Source organism: Nakamurella sp., assembly GCF_044224575.1.
In the GTDB taxonomy this organism is placed as follows: domain Bacteria; phylum Actinomycetota; class Actinomycetes; order Mycobacteriales; family Nakamurellaceae; genus Nakamurella.
On record NZ_JBGAKE010000007.1, the window covers coordinates 44,292 to 62,567 of the forward strand.

Annotated in this window: 18 protein-coding genes; 5 read left to right on the plus strand and 13 right to left on the minus strand. The window is 72.6% G+C overall.

The genetic code is table 11. The annotated features are described in order from the left end of the window. Positions 1-160: 160 nt before the first annotated feature. Positions 161-682: a PPA1309 family protein gene (locus tag ACILSK_RS09725; protein WP_395726955.1), complete on the plus strand. Its 522-nt coding sequence runs from the start codon at positions 161-163 to the stop codon at positions 680-682. Between the two features lie 2 nt (positions 683-684). On the opposite strand, the gene ACILSK_RS09730 is transcribed toward ACILSK_RS09725, so the two are convergent. Continuing rightward, the gene (locus tag ACILSK_RS09730; RefSeq protein WP_395726956.1) at positions 685-1,746 is read right to left on the minus strand and encodes a PDZ domain-containing protein; all 1,062 of its coding nucleotides are present in this window, start codon (positions 1,744-1,746) and stop codon (positions 685-687) included. A gap of 80 nt (positions 1,747-1,826) precedes the next feature. Here ACILSK_RS09730 and ACILSK_RS09735 point away from each other — a divergent pair, with 80 nt between their 5' ends. Further along, positions 1,827-3,182 (plus strand): zinc-dependent metalloprotease, encoded by a 1,356-nt coding sequence (locus ACILSK_RS09735; RefSeq protein WP_395726957.1) that lies wholly within the window; start codon positions 1,827-1,829, stop codon positions 3,180-3,182. Positions 3,183-3,201: 19 nt separating this feature from the next. Here the strand turns inward: ACILSK_RS09735 and mgrA are convergent, their stop codons facing one another. Then, positions 3,202-4,227: an L-glyceraldehyde 3-phosphate reductase gene (mgrA, locus tag ACILSK_RS09740; protein WP_395726958.1), complete on the minus strand. Its 1,026-nt coding sequence runs from the start codon at positions 4,225-4,227 to the stop codon at positions 3,202-3,204. 230 nt (positions 4,228-4,457) lie between these two features. Here mgrA and ACILSK_RS09745 point away from each other — a divergent pair, with 230 nt between their 5' ends. From ACILSK_RS09745 to ACILSK_RS09755, 3 genes are read left to right on the plus strand one after another with little or no spacing between them, the layout of a single operon-like run. Continuing rightward, positions 4,458-4,607, plus strand: coding sequence for a DUF5679 domain-containing protein (locus tag ACILSK_RS09745; protein WP_015746895.1), 150 nt, complete (start codon positions 4,458-4,460; stop codon positions 4,605-4,607). A gap of 40 nt (positions 4,608-4,647) precedes the next feature. Then, on the plus strand, positions 4,648-5,766 hold the full coding sequence (locus tag ACILSK_RS09750; RefSeq protein ID WP_395726959.1) for a hypothetical protein: 1,119 nt from the start codon (positions 4,648-4,650) through the stop codon (positions 5,764-5,766). Between the two features lie 35 nt (positions 5,767-5,801). After that, on the plus strand, positions 5,802-7,118 hold the full coding sequence (locus tag ACILSK_RS09755) for an ABC1 kinase family protein (RefSeq protein ID WP_395726960.1): 1,317 nt from the start codon (positions 5,802-5,804) through the stop codon (positions 7,116-7,118). 11 nt (positions 7,119-7,129) lie between these two features. Here the strand turns inward: ACILSK_RS09755 and ACILSK_RS09760 are convergent, their stop codons facing one another. The 11 genes from ACILSK_RS09760 to ACILSK_RS09810 all read right to left on the minus strand — a co-directional run bounded on the left by ACILSK_RS09760 (position 7,130) and on the right by ACILSK_RS09810 (position 18,251). Further along, the gene (locus tag ACILSK_RS09760) at positions 7,130-7,321 is read right to left on the minus strand and encodes a hypothetical protein (RefSeq protein ID WP_395726961.1); all 192 of its coding nucleotides are present in this window, start codon (positions 7,319-7,321) and stop codon (positions 7,130-7,132) included. Between the two features lie 391 nt (positions 7,322-7,712). Continuing rightward, positions 7,713-7,979 carry a WhiB family transcriptional regulator gene (locus ACILSK_RS09765; RefSeq protein ID WP_395727130.1) on the minus strand — a complete coding sequence of 89 codons (267 nt, stop codon included), beginning with the start codon at positions 7,977-7,979 and terminating at the stop codon, positions 7,713-7,715. Positions 7,980-8,135: 156 nt separating this feature from the next. Further along, a complete protein-coding gene (locus ACILSK_RS09770) occupies positions 8,136-8,288 on the minus strand; it encodes a hypothetical protein (protein ID WP_395726962.1) in 153 nt (50 codons plus the stop codon). Between the two features lie 194 nt (positions 8,289-8,482). Beyond that, complete coding sequence (locus ACILSK_RS09775; RefSeq protein WP_395726963.1) at positions 8,483-10,540, minus strand: UvrD-helicase domain-containing protein; 2,058 nt, start codon at positions 10,538-10,540, stop codon at positions 8,483-8,485. 445 nt (positions 10,541-10,985) lie between these two features. Next, positions 10,986-11,942: an NAD(+) diphosphatase gene (nudC, locus tag ACILSK_RS09780; RefSeq protein ID WP_395727131.1), complete on the minus strand. Its 957-nt coding sequence runs from the start codon at positions 11,940-11,942 to the stop codon at positions 10,986-10,988. Positions 11,943-11,953: 11 nt separating this feature from the next. Continuing rightward, entirely contained in the window at positions 11,954-13,330 is a 1,377-nt protein-coding gene (locus tag ACILSK_RS09785) for a M16 family metallopeptidase (protein ID WP_395726964.1), read from the minus strand. Next, positions 13,327-14,598, minus strand: a complete 1,272-nt coding sequence (locus tag ACILSK_RS09790; protein WP_395726965.1) for a M16 family metallopeptidase — start codon at positions 14,596-14,598, stop codon at positions 13,327-13,329. The genes ACILSK_RS09785 and ACILSK_RS09790 overlap by 4 nt, the downstream gene beginning before the upstream one ends. Positions 14,599-14,710: 112 nt before the next feature. Further along, positions 14,711-15,340, minus strand: a complete 630-nt coding sequence (locus ACILSK_RS09795; RefSeq protein WP_395726966.1) for a hypothetical protein — start codon at positions 15,338-15,340, stop codon at positions 14,711-14,713. Between the two features lie 129 nt (positions 15,341-15,469). Then, entirely contained in the window at positions 15,470-16,399 is a 930-nt protein-coding gene (gene era, locus ACILSK_RS09800; RefSeq protein WP_395727132.1) for a GTPase Era, read from the minus strand. Further along, on the minus strand, positions 16,396-16,749 hold the full coding sequence (locus ACILSK_RS09805) for a cytidine deaminase (protein ID WP_395727133.1): 354 nt from the start codon (positions 16,747-16,749) through the stop codon (positions 16,396-16,398). Before ACILSK_RS09805 ends, era begins: the two co-directional genes overlap by 4 nt. Before the next feature lie 5 nt (positions 16,750-16,754). Next, on the minus strand, positions 16,755-18,251 hold the full coding sequence (locus ACILSK_RS09810; RefSeq protein ID WP_395727134.1) for a hemolysin family protein: 1,497 nt from the start codon (positions 18,249-18,251) through the stop codon (positions 16,755-16,757). Positions 18,252-18,276 lie beyond the last annotated feature (25 nt).

Sequence of the window (18,276 nt, forward strand, 5' to 3'; positions counted from 1 at the left end):
GTCGATCGAACGTTCGCGCTCGCACCCTCAACTGTAGGCACCGGCCGCAGGTTCCCTGGATCCGGCAACGATCGGGCAACGACCGGATTCACACCCACCTCATGTACCGCTCCCGGGCACCGCCCATGCGGCGGCCGGTGACGTGCGAGGATCACGGGCGATGAGCGAGGTTGCATGGGTGGAGGACGCGGACCTGGCCGCGGCGGTCACCGAGGTCGAGGAGTTCGCGGGCACGGCCGGGTGGGACCGTCCGCCGGCGCTGTTCGCCCTGGTGCGCACGGCCGATCTGGCCGCCGCGGAACCGTCGCTGGCCCGCGAGCTCGGCGCGGCCGAGTTCACCCCGATCGCCCAGGACGCCCTGCCCGATCCGGACCTGGAACGAGCATTGGCCCAGGTGTCCTGGCCGCCGGCGGTGGCCGGCTGCGTGCTGGTCCAGGAGATCGTGGTGCTGCCGCCGAGCGCCCGGGCCGCCCTCTCCGAGGAGACCGCCGCGATCCAGGCGGCGGCGCACCCGGAGCGGACGGAGGCCCGGCTGGTGGCCGGGGTGCACCGCGACGGGCGCCGGGCCTGCCTGCTGCGAATCCGCGGCACCGCGCCGGACGGTGAGCCGTGGCCGGTGCTGCGGGGCGGCGAACTGGCGCCGAACCTGCTCGACAGCCTGTTGCTGACGTTCGCCGACTGACGTCAGCAACCGGGCGGCGTCCCACCCGCCCGCAGGGTGGCCAGGGCCTGCGTCGCGTCCTCGAGGGTGGCCACCTTGACCAGCTCGAGCCCGTCGGGCACCTGGGTGACCGCCTCGGCGCAGTTGTCCGCCGGCACCAGGAACACGGTGGCCCCCGCCTCCCGAGCGGTGATCATCTTCAACAGCACCCCACCGATGGGGCCGACTTTGCCGTCCCCGTCGATGGTGCCGGTCCCGGCGATGAATTTCCCGCCGGTCAGGTCCTGCCCACCGAGCCGGTCGATCAGGCCGAGGGTGAACATCAGGCCGGCTGACGGACCGCCGATGCGCTCCAGCGAGATGGTGATGTCGAACGGGGCCTGGGGCCGCTGCACCGCGCCGATGCCCAGCACGCCCTGTTCGCCGACCGACGGGTTGCTGCCCAGGGTGACCTTCTCGTCGACGCTTTGCCCGTCGCGGTCCACCGTCACCGTCACCGCCTGCCCCGGGCTGGTCCCGGCCAGCGCCGCCTGCAGCGACGGGAAGTCGGTGATCGGGGCGCCGTCCAGCCCGACGATCTTGTCCTGTGGTTGGAGCACGCCCGAGCTGGGCGAGCCGCCGGCGATGTCGCCGACGTAGACGACGTTCGGGTAATCCAGGTACCGCAGTGCGGCGATCTCGGCGGCCGACTGGGAGTCGCGGAACGCCTGGGCGTTCTGCGCCTCGACCTGCTCGATGGTCTGATCCGGCGGGAAGTAGTCCTCCCGCGGTGCCAGCGCGAACCGGCCGGACGCCCACAGGGCCAGGCTCTCGAACAGGGTGATGCCGTCGCTGATCGAGATCGTCGTCATGTTCAGGTTGCCCTCGCCGGACCGGCCGGCGTCGGCGCCGGCCGGCACACCGTCCCCGGCGAACGTGATCACCTGGGCATCGCCGACCGACCCGAGGACGTTGTAGGTCACCCCCGGGGACACCGCGACGTACGGGATCGGGATGGCCACGGCCGCGCCCACCAGCACCACGCTGGCCGCGCCGCCGACCACGAGGGTGCGCCCGCGCAGGGACAACCGGGAGAACCAGGACATGGGTCCCGAGGGTAGGGCGTGACCCGCATCGTTCACATCAAGGCCACCCAGGACGGTCGAAGTTGCGTAACGTGGGCGGCATGACGAACCTGCCCTTCGGATTCTCGCCATCCGGAGACGACGACCCCGAAGGCAAGCCCGGACAGGGCCCCGGGCCGGGCGGCTTCGACCTCGGTCAGTTGGGCTCCATGCTGTCCCAGTTGGGCCAGATGATGTCGCAGGCCAACGATTCCGGGGCGTCCTCCGGTCCGGTGAACTACGACCTGGCCCGTCGGCTGGCCACCTCCCAGGTGCCGGCCTCGCACCCGGCGTCCTCGGTGGACGTGAACAAGGTCGCCGAGGCGATCAAGCTGGCCGAGGTGTGGTTGGACGGCGCCACCGCGCTGCCGGCCGGCGCCCGTACCTCGACCGCGTGGACCCCCCGGCAGTGGATCGACGCCACGATGCCGATGTGGGAGAAGCTGTGCTCCCCCATCGCCGAGCAGGTGTCCCGGGCGTGGGTCGACGGGCTGCCCGAGCAGGCCAAGGCGCAGGCCGGCCCGCTGCTGGCGATGATGGGCTCGATGGGCGGGATGGCGTTCGGCTCGCAGCTCGGCCAGGGCCTGGCCCAGCTCGCCACCGAGGTCCTGACGTCCACCGATGTCGGCATCCCGCTCGGCCCGGACGGTACCGCGGCGCTGCTGCCGCGGTCCATCGCCGAATTCGGCTCCGGGCTGAACCTGCCCGAGGACCAGGTCCGGCTGTACCTCGCCGTCCGCGAGGCGGCGCACCACCGGCTCTACGCCGGCACCCCGTGGCTGCGCGACCGGGTCATCAGCCTGATCAACGACTACGCCAAGGCCATCTCCGTCGACTTCTCCGCGGTGGAACAGTTGGCCTCGTCCATCGACCCGAACGACCCGGCCAGCATCGAGGCGGCACTCGGCCAGGGCATGTTCGAACCGACGGTGACCCCCGGTCAGCAGGCCGCGATGGCCGAGCTGGAGACCCTGCTCGCGCTGGTCGAGGGTTGGGTGGACACGGTCGTCGCGGAGGCGGTCGGTGAACGGCTGCCCGGGGCCGGCGCGCTGCGCGAGACGCTGCGCCGGCGCCGCGCCACCGGCGGTCCGGCCGAACAGACCTTCGCCACCCTGATCGGGCTGGAGTTGCGCCCACGCCGGCTGCGCGCGGCGGCGGAGCTCTGGAACGCGGTCGGGGAATCCCGGGGCACCGACGGCCGGGACGCGCTCTGGGCCGACCCCGGGCTGCTGCCGTCGGGCACGGACCTGGACGACCCGAAGGGATTCGTCGAGCGGGACAAGCAGTTCACCGAGTTGCTCGCCGGGTTGGACGACATCGAAACCCAGCTGCTGGGCAAGCCGGACGACTCGGCGGACCCGTCGGCCCCGGCCGCCGAGGACGGGAACCCCGACGAGCAGCCGCCGCGCCCGGTCTGACCCGGGCGCGGGGCCGCGCTCACACCGCGCTGGACGGGCTCCACAGGTTGATCCCGGAGTCCACCGCGTGCCGCTCGATCCCGGCCAGTTCGTCGTCGTCGAAGGTGAGGTTCCCGGTCGCGGCCAGGTTGTCCTCCAGCTGCGCCACCGACGACGCACCGACCAGCACCGACGTCACCCGCTCGTCCCGTAGCGCCCAGCTCAGCGCGAGCTGGGCCAGCGACTGGCCTCGGCCCGACGCGATGTCGTTGAGCGCGCGGATGTGCCCGATCGCCTCGTCGGTCAGCAGGTCGGTGGACAGCGACCCGGGCCGCGACGCTCGTGAACCCTGCGGCACTCCGTTCAGGTACTTGTCGGTCAGCATGCCCTGGGCCAGCGGGGAGAACGCGATGCAGCCGACGCCCAGCTCGCCGAGGGTGTCGAGCAGCCCGTCTTCGACCCAGCGGTTGAGCATCGAGTACGACGGTTGGTGGATCAGCAACGGAGTGCCCAGGTCGGCCAGAATCTCGGCCGCCCGCCGGGTGCGTTCCGGCGAGTAGGAGGAGATGCCGGCGTACAGCGCCCGGCCCGAGGCGACGGCGGTGTGCAGGGCACCCATCGTCTCCTCCAGCGGGGTGTCCGGGTCGGCCCGATGCGAGTAGAAAATGTCGACGTAGTCCAGCCCCATCCGGTGCAGCGACGCATCCAGCGAGGCCAGCAGGTACTTGCGGGAGCCGAGGTCGCCGTACGGGCCGGGCCACATGTCGTATCCGGCCTTGGTCGAGATGATCAGCTCGTCCCGGTAGGGCCCGAAGTCCTCGGCCAGGATCCGGCCGAAGTTGAGCTCGGCCGACCCGTAGGGCGGGCCGTAGTTGTTGGCCAGGTCGAAGTGGGTGACGCCCAGGTCGAACGCACGCCGCAGCACCGCCCGCTGGGTGGCCAGCGGGTTCACATCGCCGAAGTTCTGCCACAGACCCAAGGACACGGCCGGCAGCAGCAGTCCGCTGCGCCCGGTCCGGCGGTAGGGCATCGGTTCGTAACGGTCGGCAGCGGCGGTATAGGGCATGCCGGCCAGTCTGTCAGGCCGGTGCGACAGTGACCCGATCGATGCCCCGGCACTCACCCACCTCATCGGCGTCCGCAAGCAGCCCGCCACATACCGATCGTCCAAATCCCCGGCTGCACGTGACCGGGCGGGTACGGTGGGCGCCGGTCCGATCCCCGGATCGAGCTGATGCGGGTGACTGTGAGCGCCGCCCGCGGCGCCCGTGTCACCGCGGACGAAAGGAAGGGCCGATGGCCGAGACCTACAACGGCTACTGCGTCAAGTGCAAGGAGAAGCGCGACTTCGAGGGTGAGGTCGCCGAGACGAACGGCCGCCGGATGGCGAAGGGGACCTGCCCCGTCTGCGGCACCAAGATGAACCGGATCCTCGGCAAGGCCTGACCCAGTTATCCACAGGCCCGCCGGGGCCTGTGGATAACTTGTGGTCGGCCGCTCGCGATCCGTCACCCTGGTGGTCGAGGTGATGGACGTGGTGACGCGGATTCCCAGCAGGCAGGACGGCCTCGGGCGGGTCGACATGACGGCCCGCTACGCGCTGTCCGCGGACGTTCCACTCATCGTCCGGACGCCGGACGAGGTACAGATCGGTGCCGAGGAACCGCGCCGGGTGCTGTTGATCAACGCACCGCCCGAGGCGGCGCCGGTGCTGTCCGGGCTCGACGGCTCCGCGCCGGTGGGCGCGGTCCTGGCCGCGCACGACGCGGATCCGCTGGTCTGGCACGCGTTGCTCGAGCAACTGTTGTCGGCGGACCTCCTCGTCGCGGTGGGCGGCGAGCCCACCGGGCCGAGCCCGGGGTCCGGCCACCTGTCTCAGGAGCGGATCGGCCTGGTGCACCGGCACGGCCAGGCGGCGGCCGGGCGCATTCTGCAGGCGCGCCGGGACGCCCTGGTGGTCGTCCGCGGCGACTCGGCCGCCGCGTCGCTCGTCGCGACGCTGATCGCCGCGGCCGGCATCGGGCACGTCCACCACGACCCGGCCCGGTCCGGACCGGCCGTCATCGGTCGGCGGATCGGCTCCCGTGACGACCCGGCCGAGCGGCGCCGCGCCGGCCCGTCGGCCGACCCCGCGGTCCGCGCTGCGAACCCGTCGGTACGTACCCACCGGCCGGCGCCCCATCAATCGCCGGCTGTGGTGGTGCTGGCCGGCGATGCGGTGCCCGACCTCGGCGTGGCCGCCACCCTCGTCCAGCAGCGCCTCCCCCACCTGTCGGTGCTCACCCTGGCCGGCCGCGCCGTGGTCGGGCCGCTGGTGCTGCCCGGGCGGTCCAGTTGCCTCGGTTGCATGCACCGGCACCGCAGCGACGCCGACCCGGGTTGGCCGGTGGTCGCCAGGACGCTGGCCCGGCAGGCGCCGCGGGCGCCGGTGGCGATTTCGGCGATGGCCGCCGCGTTCGCCGCGGGCCAGATCCTGGACCTGGTGGACGGAACGGGCACCCCGGTCACGGTGAACGGGTCGATCGAATGGACCGCACAGGGCCTGTCGGGCCGCCGGCGAAGCTGGCCCGAGCATCCCGATTGCGGCTGCCGGCCGGCGCGGTGATCGGAGCCGCTCGAGCCGTCAGCCACAATGGACGGGTGTCCGACATTCCTAAAGGTGCCCTGAGCCGAACGGCCCGCCTGGCGAGCCTGCCGCTGTCGGCGGCGGGCCGGGCCACGCTCGGGCTCGGGCAGCGCCTGGCCGGCCGGGATCGCGAGGCGGTCAACACGGAATTGCAGCGCCGCACCGCCGAACAGCTCTTCGAGGTGCTCGGCACCCTCAAGGGCGGCGCGATGAAGTTCGGTCAGGCGCTGAGCATCTACGAGGCCGCGATCCCGGAGGAGTACGCCGCGCCCTACCGGGAGGCGCTGACCAAGCTGCAGAACGCCGCGCCGCCGATGCCTCCGGCCACGGTGCACAAGATCATGGCCCACCAGTTCGGGACCGGCTGGCGTGCGCGGTTCGCCGAGTTCGACGACACCGCGGCCGCGGCCGCGAGCATCGGACAGGTGCACCGCGGTCTCTGGCACGACGGCCGGCCCGTCGCGGTCAAGCTGCAGTACCCGGGGGCGGACGCCGCCCTGAAGTCCGACATGGATCAGCTCTTCCGGGTGGCCCCGCTGCTGGGCATGGTGGTGCCGGGCACCCAGATGCGGCCGCTGGTCGCCGAGCTGCGGGAACGGATCCTGGAGGAGCTCGACTACGCCCAGGAGGCGGACAACCAGCGCGCCTTCGCCGCCGGCTACGCCGGCGACGAGAAGTTCCTGGTGCCGAGGGTCGTGGCCAGCGCACCCAAGGCGATCATCGCCGAGTGGGTGGACGGGACCTCCCTGAACAAGATCATCGCGACGGGCACCACCGAGCAGCGGGACCGGGCCGGCAGCCTGCTCACCGAGCTGCACTTCGCCGCACCGACCCGGGTCGGGCTGCTGCACGCGGATCCACATCCGGGAAACTACCTGCTCACCGACGACGGGCGGTTGGCCGTCATCGACTTCGGGTCGGTGGCCAGGTTGCCCGACGGCGCCCCGCCGATCATCGGCCGGGTCACCCGGCTGGCCCTGGAGGGCCACGCCGACCTGGTGGTGGAGGCCCTGCGCGGCGAGGGCTTTATCCCGGCCGGCTACGAACCCGACGCCGAGTTGCTGATGAACTACGTGGTGCCGTTCATCGAACCGCTGCGGCAGGAGACCTTTCACTTCACCCGGGCCTGGATGCAGGCCCAGGCCGCGCGGATGTCGAACTTCTCCAGCGAGGAGTCCCGGTTGGCCCGCAACCTGAACCTGCCGCCGTCCTACTTGTTGATCCACCGGGTGACGTTCGGGTCGGTCGGCGTGATGTGCCAGCTGGACGCGACCGCGCCGTTCCGGGAGATCGTCACCGAGTACCTGGCCGGGTTCAACGACCCCGTCTGACCGGTCCGCGCCTACCAGTACTCCTGGTCCAACTTCGACTCGATGGCCCGCAGGTTCGCCCGGGCGCAGGCCGGGCACGTCCAGGCGGCGCCGCGGGCGGTCGACTCCAGCATCCAGGCCAGGGCCACGGACGGGACGGGGGTTCCGCAGAGCTGGCAGGCGCCGGCCGGCTCGGTCGTCCGCGCATCCGGCCGATCGTCCATCGGCCCCACGATAGTCGGTGCCCGGCCGGCCCGAGCCTGCCGGTCCGGGTCGGCCGAATCACGTTGTCGCCGACGGTCGGGACGAGCGGACGGCGAGCCGGGGCGCTCGCGTCCCGACTCGCCGTCCGTGGTGCTCACCGGCCCTTGCGGGCCTCCTTGGCCCGGCGAATCTGCCGGGAACGTTCGGCGTCGCGCTGGATCTGACGTAACCGATCCCGAGCGAGATCCTCGATGAGAGAACTCATGTCATTCCTCCGTGAATGGCCCGCCGGATGGCGGCGGGCAAATGTCTTGGCAATGCAGGGACCAGCTGAGAATCGTTGCCGGGCAAGCGGGTACGAGCCGAGGGACGGTACGCTCCGCGAGCGCGGATGCGGCCGCCGCCGGGTGTTCATGCCGCGACCTTGCGGGGCCGGCCACGCGGCCGCTTGCGGGCGATCACGACGCCGTGGTCGAAGATCTCGCCGCCCCAGACGCCCCAGGGCTCCGCGCGGTCGAGCGCCGCGGCCAGGCACTGCGGCCGGACCGGGCAGTCGACGCACAGCGCCTTGGCCCGCTCCAGGTCGTCGGGCCGTTCCGCGAAGAACAGGTCCGGGTCGCCGACCAGGCACGGCAGATCATCGTGCGGACTGGTGTCGATCAGTTCGAGCAGGTGCATCACGGTGGGCCTCCGTGAGGGTGTTGAGGGTGGCCGTCCGGTCCGGATGTGGGCCGGCCTACGGCTCGGAGTCGGTGGGTTGCCTGTCAGATACAGGCCAAATGGGGCATTTGCCCGGCGATCGGGCGAACAGCTCAGGTGCGGGCGATCGGCCCGTCAGGCCTGGGGCGTCCCGTAGCGCTGGAACATGCCACCGGGGGTAGCCAGCGCGAGAACATCGACCTGATCATGGCGCGGTCGCGCGACGATGACCGGTCCCTCGATCCGCGACAGGTTCGCGACGCAGGAGCCGGTCCACGCGCTGATCATCCGCACATTGAACATTCGGCACCTCCCTTGCGTCCGCGACCCCGCCTGTGGCGGAGAGCTGTTTCTGGCGATCTTCCCTACTCCGGTGCCGCACCGTCCCGGCCCGCTCGACCGTCCGGTGCACCAACCGAAACGACAGTAGGTCGCGGCCGGCGACCGGCGCAACCGAATATCGGAGAAAGTTCCGTGCAAGCTCAGGAATTGTTGCCGGCGGCCCGGCCGACGATCTCCAGCACGTCCGTGCCGTACGCGTCGAGCTTGGCCCGACCGATCCCGGGAATGGCCAGCAGCGCGGCGTTGTCGGCCGGCTTGCGTTCCGCGATGGCCAGCAGGGTGGCATCGGAAAACACCACGAACGCGGGCACCGAGGCCTGCGACGATCGGTCCTTGCGCCAGGCCCGCAGCGCGTCCACCAACTGCGGGTCGGCGGACGACGGGCAGTTCGCGCACCGGCCGGACTTGATCTGCGCCGCCGCGAGCAGCGTCGCCCCACAGATCCGGCACCGGCCGGGGGCCCGGCCCGTGCGGTCGGGGCGAGCGCTGTCCGGGGCCAGCCCGGTGAGGAAGCGGCTGCGCCGGCGGGTCCGCCGGCCGTTCTCGGTGCGGGACAGGGCCCAGGACAGCGCAAGGCGCGACCGGGCCCGGGTCACGCCGACGTAGAACAGCCGGCGCTCCTCCTCGATCTCCTCCGGGGTCTCGGCGTGCTGGATGGGCAAGGTGCCGTCGGTCAGACCGACCAGGAACACCGCGTCCCACTCCAGCCCCTTGGCCGAGTGCAGGGAGGCGAGGGTGACGCCGAGCGCCGATGGTGCGTGCTGCGCCTCCGCCCGCTGGTCAAGTTCGCGAACCAGGGCCGGGACGGTGGCCGCGGGCTCCGCGGCGGCCAGTTCCTCGGCCAGGCTGACCAGGGCCAGCAGGGAATCCCACTTGTCCCGCAGGGCGCCGGCCGGTGGCGGCTCGTCGCTCAGCCCGATCGGCCCGAGCAAGGCCCGCACCCGGGCCACCAGCGGGGGTGGCGCGGCATCGTCGTCGGCGCCGGCCGCACCCGCGCCGCGCAGCACAGTGATCGCCTGGCGCACCTCCGGCCGGGCAAAGAAGCGTTCACCGCCCCGCACCACGTACGGCACGCCCTCGGCGGACAGTGCGTCCTCGTAGGCCTGCGACTGGGCGTTCATCCGGTACAGGACGGCGATCTCGGCGGCCGGCGTGCCGGCCTCGATCAGCGCGGCGCAGGCGGCGGCCACCACGGCGGCCTCGGTGGGCTCGTCGGGATGCTCGTCGAACGTCGCGGCGGGCCCGTCGGGACGACCCGCGGTGAGCCGGAGCCGGTACCGGGTGGTGGCCCCGGAGGCGCCGGCGATGATCCGGTTGGCCAGCCCGACGACCTGCGGTGTGGACCGGTAGTCGCGTTCCAGCTTCACGACTTCCGCGTTGGGATAACGTTTCTCGAAGCCGAGCAGGTACGTAGGGCTGGCCCCGGCGAACGAGTAGATGGTCTGGTTGGCGTCGCCGACCACGGTGATGGTGTCGCGACCGCCCAACCACGCGTCGAGCAGTCGCTGCTGCAACGGGGTGACGTCCTGGTACTCGTCGACGACGAAACTGCGATACCGGGCCCGGAACTCGGCCGCGACGTCACGGTCGTCCTCCAGAATCGCGCAGGTGTGCAGCAGCAGATCGTCGAAATCCAGCTGCTCGGCCTGTTGCTTGGCCTGCTCGTAGCCGGCGAACACCTTGGCCACCGTCTCCGCGGGCAGCGGGGTGTCCCGCTGATGCTTGGCCACCGCGGCGAGGTACTGCTCGGGACCGGCCAGGGTGGCCTTCGACCACTCGATCTCGCTCGCCAGGTCCCGCAGGGTGGCCGCGTCGGTGCCGGCGTTCGCGCGCCGGGCGGCGATCGCGACCAGCCGCAGCTTGTGGTCCAGCACCGGCCAGAGCGGGCCGCCGACCGCGCGCGGCCAGAAGTAGCGCAGCTGCTTGAGCGCTGCCGAATGAAACGTGCGGGCCTGCACGCCGGGCACCCCCAGACTCCGCAACCGCAGCCGCATCTCCCCCGCCGCCCGGGTGGTGAAGGTGACCGCGAGCACCTCGGACACCGGGTGGGCGCCGGTGGACACCAGATGCGCGATCCGGTGGGTGATCGTCCGCGTCTTGCCCGTGCCGGCCCCGGCCAGCACACACACCGGACCCGACGGGGCCACCACCGCCGCCCGCTGCTGGTCGTCCAGGCCCTCCAGGTGGTTCGTCGGCACCCACCCATGTTCGCACAGCCGTACGACACCCCCGAACTCCCACCTGTGCCGCGCGGATCATCTACCCGGGCGCGGCTGAACTCGGCAACTTCTGTCCCATCCGCCACATTCGGGGTCAGTTGATCCGCGCGGTTGTGCACAGGGCGGGGTGTGGACAACCGCGCGGACAAACTCGGCAACTTCCGTCCCACTCGCCACATTCGGGGTCAGATGATCCGCGCCGGCGTAGTTGATCCGCGCGGGCAGGGGCGCAGGTCGGTCGGCAGGTCGGTCGGCCGGACCACGCGGGCAGGGGCAGACGGACCACGCGGGCAGGGGCGGACGGACCGCGCGGGGTCGGGGCGGTCGGCGGGGTCGGGGTCGGTCGGGGCGGCCGGCGGGATCGGCCGGCGGGATCGGCCGGCGGGTGGGTCGGCGGGGTGGGTCGGCGGGGTGCGTCGGGGGTTCAGTCGGCGGCGGCCCAGGCGTCGATCATGCGGCGGGCGATGGAGACGGGGCCGGGCAGCACCTGGGCGAACGCGGTGCCGGCGTCCACCGGCGCGGCGTTGTCGCGTTCGTCCGCGGACAGACCCGGTGATGAGTCCGGCCCGTCGGCGGCCGGCGAGAGCCAGTTGTCCTGATCCTCGGCGATCAACTGCCGAACCGTCGCCCGATCGACCCAGCGGGCCGATTCGATTTCGCCGACCCGGGGCCGCAGCTCGTCGGTCCGGTCGGCCCGGGCGGCGAAACCGACCATCAGCGACCGGGGGAACGGCCACGGCTGGGAGCCCAGGTACTGCACGTCGCGGACCGGCAACCCGACCTCCTCGGCGATCTCCCGGACCACCGCCGCCTCCAGCGACTCCCCCGCCTCGACGAAGCCGGCCAGCACCGACACCCGGCCCGGCGGCCAGATGGGTTGGCGGGCCAGCACGATCGAGTCGTCCCCGTCGTGCACCAGCACGATCACGGCCGGGTCGGTCCGCGGGAAATCCTCATGATCGTTCGGGCAGACCCGTGACCAGCCGGCCGGCCGGGGCGTGCTGCGCTGCCCGCAGCGCGGGCAGAAGGGCGCCGCGGCGTGCCAGGTGAGCAATGCGGTCGCGGTGGTGAACAGGCCGGCGTCGGTGTCCGACAGCAGCGCCCCGATCTCGCGGAGTCCGCCCCGGTGACCGGTGACCTCGCCGGGCACCGACCAGTGGTCGACCCCGTCGATCTCACCGAGCAGCACCGCGTCGGCGGGCGGCTCCGCCGCGATGGACAGGGCGGGCACGAACGTCAGCGACGTTCCGTCCCACTCCGCTCGGCCGACCTTGTCGACGACCAGAACCCGTGCGGTCGACCAGGTCCGGCCGATCCGGGCCGGGTCCCGCACATCCTCGGACCGGTCGGCCGCGCCGCGGGACAGCGTCGGCACGCCCATCGACAGTGCCGTCACGGCAGTTCCACCGTGCCCAGCCCGCGCAGCCCGGGCGCGATCGCATCCAGATCGCCCACGATCACGCCGGTGAACGCGGCCGGCGCCAGCATGGTAGCCGCGGCGGCCGCCACATCGTCGACGGTCGTCGCGACCAGCCGCTTCGGATGCTCCCGCAACCAGCCCTCGTCCAGGCCGCTCCCGGCCAGCATGGACAGCATCGACGCCAGCCCGGCCTGGGTGGCCAGCGAGGTGGCCAGGGTGCCGAGCGCGTAGTTGCGCGCCGAGTCGACCTCCGCCTCGGTCGGCGGCTGCAGGGACAGCCGGCCGAGTTCGTACTGGGTCTCCAGCAGGGCCGCCGCAGTGGCCGGCGTGGCGGTGTCGAAACTGATCGTCACCGCCGCCCGCTCCGGCCAGAACTCCAGGGTCGACCGGGCATGGTAAGTGAAACCCTTGTCCTCACGCAGGTTCTCCACCAGGCGGGAGGAGAAGTAGCCGCCGTACACCAGGTTCGCCAGCTGGTGGGCCGGATAATCCGGATCGGAGCGGGGTACCGCCGGGCCGGACAGCCGGACCTGCGACTGCACGGCGCCGGCGCGGTGCTCGGCCAGCAACGGGCCGCCGACGATCGCCGGCGGCGGGGCGAGCCGTCGCGTCGACCGGTCCGCACCCCAACCGGACAGTGCCTGCGCGGCCGCGGCGGTCGCCCGGCCGGGGCTCAGGTCGCCCACCAGGGTCAGCGTGCACCCGTCGGGCACCACGGCCCGGCCGTGCAATCCGCGCACGGCCGCCACCCCGACGGTGCCGACGAGCTCGGCATCCGGCACGTCCCAGGCCGCCGGGTGCTCGCCGAACCGCCGCTGCTGCAGCAGCCGGTGCGCGACGGACGCCGGCTGCGCCGCCGAGATCATCAGGTGCTCGACCAGCCGGGCCCGCTCGCCGAGGACGTCGTCCTTGCGGTAAGCGGCGCCGGTCAGGCAGTCGGCCAGCACGTCCAGCAGCGTCGGCAGGCCGGACGCCAGCACCGAACCGGTGACCAGCAGCCGTTGCGGATCCACCCCGGTGTCCAGGTGGCCACCGACCGCGGCCAGATCGGCGTCGACCTGCCGCCGGTCCCGGCCGGCGGTGCCCAGCAGCAGCGTGGCCGCCACCAGCTCGGCCCGGGCGGCGTGCACCGGGCTGGACCCGCCGAACGGCACCCGCAGCCGGACCTCCACCAGCGGGCTGCGTGGCTTGCGCACGGCGAGCACGGTCAGCCCGTTGTCCAGCCGCGTCCGCGAGACGGCCGGCAGCCTGCCTCGCGCCCCCGGAATCAGGGCGGGCACCGACCGCGGCCCGGCCGCGGTCCGGCCGATCTGCTCTGCCGACCTCATCGCTCGGGATGCCTCGCTCATCGCGCCACCTGCTCGGGCACGATCCGCAGCTGCGCGCACCTGCCGGGGTCCAGCGACGCCGCGGCGGCCGCGATGTCCTCGGCGGTGATCGCGGACAGCAGAGCGGGCAGCTCGCCCAGCAGCTCGGCGCGTCCGTGCAGCAACTCCAGCGACCCGAGGGACCGGGTGCGACTGGCGATGGCGTCGTTGTCCCGGTACAGCGTCGAGGCGAACCGGGCCAGTGACCGCTGCAGCTCGTCGGCGTCGGGACCGTCCGCCGCCACCCGGCCGATCTGCTCCGCGCAGGCCTCGACGACCTGCTCGGCCGGCACGTCGACGGGATGGATCGCGCCCAGCACGAACACATCCGGGTCGCGCGCGTCCAGCGGGCCGCCGAGCAGCCCCGGGGACGCCCACAGGTCGGTGGCCAGGTTCGCCTCGGCGACCACGGCGGACTGCAACCGGGAGGACTCGCCGTCGGACAGGATGCCGGCGAGAGCGACGAACGCCAGGTAGCCCGGCAGGTCAGCCACCGGGTCGGGGAGCCGCCAGCCGACGGCCAGCGCGGGCGCCGGGGCGAGCGGGTCGACGTGGTCGGCCCGGAGCACCCGGGTCGGCGGCGGCTCGGCGAACGACGGGCGGACCGGCGCCGGACGCGCGGGGATGTCGTGGAAATGCCGTTCGACCCATTCCCCGGCCTGTCCCGGATCGAAGTCGCCGCACACCGTCAGCACCGCGTTGGCCGGGGAGTAATAGGTGTCGAAGAATTCGGCGCAGTCCTGGACGGTGGCCGCCTGCAGGTCGACGAAGTCGCCGTAACCGTTGTGCGCGTTGGCGAACGAGCTGAACAAGACCGCCGGCAGCTGCACCCAGGGAAATCCGCCGTAGGGGCGGTTGAGCACGTTGAGCCGGATCTCCTCGCTCACCACGTCGACCTGGTTGGCCAGGTTCTCCTCGGTGATCAACGGCGCCCGCATCCGGTCGGCCTCGAGGAACAGCGCGCGTTCCAGGGCACCCGCCGGCACCACTTCGAAGTAGTCGGTGTAGTCGGTGTGGGTCGAGCCGTTGAACACGCCGCCGGAGGACTGCACGAGCCGGAAATGCTCCAACTTGGGCAGTGATTCGCTGCCCTGGAACATCAGATGCTCGAAGAGGTGGGCAAATCCCGTGCGGCCCTCGGGTTCCGACCGGAAGCCGACGTCGTAGTGCACCGACACACCGACCACCCCCGCGCCGGGATCCGGCGCGAACAGCACCCGCAGACCGTTGTCCAGGACGGTCCGATGCACCGGATAGTCGGCACGGGGCAGTCGGCGGGCGCGGGGACGTCCGGTTCGGCGGGCGGCTGGGGCCGCGGCGGAGGGCACCGGGTCACCCTACGTCGGCGCGACGACGGGACCGTCAGACGCCCGCCGCGCTCCGGTGGGTGAACAGCTCGTCGTGCAGGCTCTCCCGCAGGTCCTGGTGCGCGGGGAACAGCAGGTCCAGGTCGTGCGGACGGTCGACGGGGAGAAGCACGGGCACGATCGGCACCGCGGGTTCGTCCTCGTCCGGCCGCGCGTGCCGGCCGTGACCGGTCCCCTGGGGGCCGGCGCCGGCGGGTACATCCGGCCGGTGCGGACGGCGGGCGTCCCGGACGACGACGGCGACCGCGGCGGCCCCGAGCAGGCCGGCCAGGATCAGCCCGAGCGGCAGCAACCGACCGCTCGGGTCATCCACACCGTCCACGACCGCGGTCGGCACCACCCGATCCGGGTGCGCGGCCGAATACTCCACCCGCAATACCTCGCCCGGGCGGTGCCCGCAGGAGTCAATGGTGGCGCGACGGGTCGTGCCCGGTGGCTGGTCGACCGGTCCCAGCAGATCGACCACGGTGCCCTCGTCGCCGTTCTGACAGGCCAGGGACGAGACAACCACCGCTTGCGCGGACACGGTGCCGTCGGTGAGCGCGGCCGGGCCGGTCGACCCCACCGCCCACGACCACCCGGCCGCGAGGACCAGTGCCGCCGACGCCGCGATACCGACGGCCATGGCGGTCTTCCGCGACCGAACTGCCCCCTTGGCATGCCTGCCCATCCCCGGATGATGACACAACGAAGCCCGCCGGGGTACCGAATTGGCGCCGGACGGCGGCCCGGCGTGGCGCGGCCGGGCCCGCTGCTACCCGTCGAAGCCCAGCTTGCGCAGCTGCTTCGGATCCCGCTGCCAGTCCTTGGCCACCGTGACGTGCAGATCCAGGTACACCCGGCCGCCGAGCAGCTCCTCGATCTGCAGCCGGGCCCGCCGGCCCACCGTGCCCAACCGGGAGCCCTTGGGACCCAACACGATCGGCTTCTGCGACGGTCGCTCCACGAACAGCGTCACGTACACCTTGGTCACCGGTTTGGCCGCGTCGGGGTCCGGCGGCAGGATCTCGGTGACGAGCGCGGCGAGCGAGTGCGGCAGTTCGTCGCGCACCCCGTCCAGGGCCGCCTCCCGGACCAGTTCGGCGATCCGGGTCTCGATCGGCTCGTCGGTCGACTCCGCGTCGGGGTAGAGCATCGGCCCGTCGGGCAGCCGAGCGACGAGCAGGTCGACCAGGGTGTCCACGCCGTCCCGGGTCACCGCCGAGACCGGTACCACGTCGGCGGCCGGCAGCAGCTGCCCCACCTCCAGCAGGTGCTCGGCCAGCCGTTCCCGGGACACCTTGTCGACCTTGGTGACGACCCCGACCACTGGCGTGCGACCGACCCGGTCGGCGAGGTCGCCGGCGATCCGCCGGTCGCCCGGGCCGACCCGCTCGTCCGCCGGCAGGCAGAAGCCGATCACGTCGACGTCCGACCACACCGAGCGCACCAGATCGTCCAACCGTTCGCCCAGCAGCGTGCGCGGCCGGTGCAGCCCCGGGGTGTCGACGATGACCAGCTGCGCATCCGGCCGGGTCAGGATGCCGCGGACCGCCCGGCGGGTGGTCTGCGGCTTGTCCGAGGTGATCGCCACCTTCTCGCCGACGATCGCGTTCAGCAGGGTCGACTTGCCGGCGTTGGGCCGGCCGACGAAACAGGTGAAGCCGGACCGGAATCCGGCACCGGTCGGCCCGGCGGTACTCAGCGCCGGCTCCGCACGGCACCGTCGGGTCCGGCCAGGATCAGCGCGGCGGCCCCCAGGTCGCCGGCGGCCGCGACCGACGCGGGATCGATCTCCGTCGCGGTCCCGACGACCACGGCGGCCTCGAGCTCCTGCGCCCCCGAGGACACCGCGGCGGCCACCGCCGCCTGTAGCGCGGTGAGCGTCAACGACGGGAGCACGACGGTGGCCGCCGCGTAGGTGCGGCCGTCGTCGTCGCGGACCGCGGCGCCCTCGGCGGCGCCGGCCCGGGCCCGGGCGCCCCGGGCCAGAGTGACCAGCTTGGCGTCCTCGGCGTCCAGTTCCTGGGCGGCCCGTGGTGGGCTGTCGGTCATCCGGATCAGTTCCGTTCTGCTCGTTGCGGTTCCCGGGTCGGCGCCGGCCCGGCGTCATCGGCCGGCTCCGGTTCGGCCGCCGGTTTGGCCTTCTTCTTTTTCTTCTTGCGCGGCTTGGGCCGATCGGCGTCGCCGGGCTCGGCCTCGGCCTCGTCGTCGGCCGCGGCATCGGCGTTCTCGAGCTCCTCGGCCCGGAGCAGGTCCTCCCGCTCCCGGCTCTCCCGTTCCCGCTCGGCCTCCTCGGCCCGCAGCTCGGCCCCGGTCAGCCGGCGCACCAGGACGGTCTGCACCCGCGGCCGGCCGCGCCGGTCCACCCCCGGCTCGCCGTGCAGGAACAGGCCCGCGACCGAGGCCTGCGAGCCGGGCAGCGGCACCCGGCCGAGCTGCTGGGCCAGCAGGCCACCAACCGTGTCGACCTCGTCGTCGTCCAACTCGACGTCGAACAGCTCGCCGAGATCCTCCACCGGCAGCCGCGCGGACACCCGGAACGAGCCGTCCGGCAACGGTTCCACCGGTGCCGGGGTGTCGGCGTCGTACTCGTCGGTGATCTCGCCGACGATCTCCTCCAGGATGTCCTCGATCGTGACGATGCCGGCGGTGCCGCCGTACTCGTCCACCACGACCGCGAAATGGCTGCGGTCCCGTTGCATCTCGCGCAGCAGGTCGTCGACGTTCTTGGACTCGGGGACGAACACCGGGGCCCGCATGATCTCGACCAGACCCGGCCCGCTGTCCGGCGGTTCCAGCGTCATCGCCCGGGCGACCAGATCCTTGAGATAGACGACGCCGACGGTGTCGTCCAGATCGTCGCCGATGACGGGGATGCGGGACATGCCGGACCGGGAGGCCAGCGCCAGGGCCTGCCGCAGTGACTTGTCCCGCTCGATCCACACCATCTCGGTGCGCGGCACCATCACCTCGCGCACGATGGTGTCGCCGAGATCGAAGACGCTCTGCAGCATCTCCCGCTCGGACTCCTCGACCACCCCGCGGCTGCCGGCGATGTCGACGAGTTCGCGCAGTTCGATGTCGGAGGAGAACGGGCCCTCGCGGAAGCCGCGGCCCGGGGTGATCGCGTTGCCGATCAGGATGAGCAGGGACGCGACCGGGGCGAGCAGCCGGGCCAGGCCCCGGGTCGGCCCGGCCAGCGCCAACCCGACGCTGTACGGGTGCTGGCGACCGATGGTGCGCGGCAGCACGCCGATCACCACGTAGGTGACCACCACCATGACGGCGACCAGCAGCGCCCCGACCCAGAACAGGAACCCGAGGGTGGTCAATGCCACCTTGGCCACCATCACCGTGGCGGTGATCTCGGCGGTGATCCGCAGCAGCAACAGCAGGTTCGTGTACCGCGGCCGGTCCGCGGTGATGGTCAGCAGCGACGACGCGCCGCGGCGGCCCTCCCGGGCCATCTCCTCCAGCCGGGCCGGCGACACCATGGTGATCGCGGCGTCGGCCGCGGCCAGCAGGCCGGCGAACGGCACCAGGGCGGCCGCCATCACCAACAGCAATGCGTCAAGACCG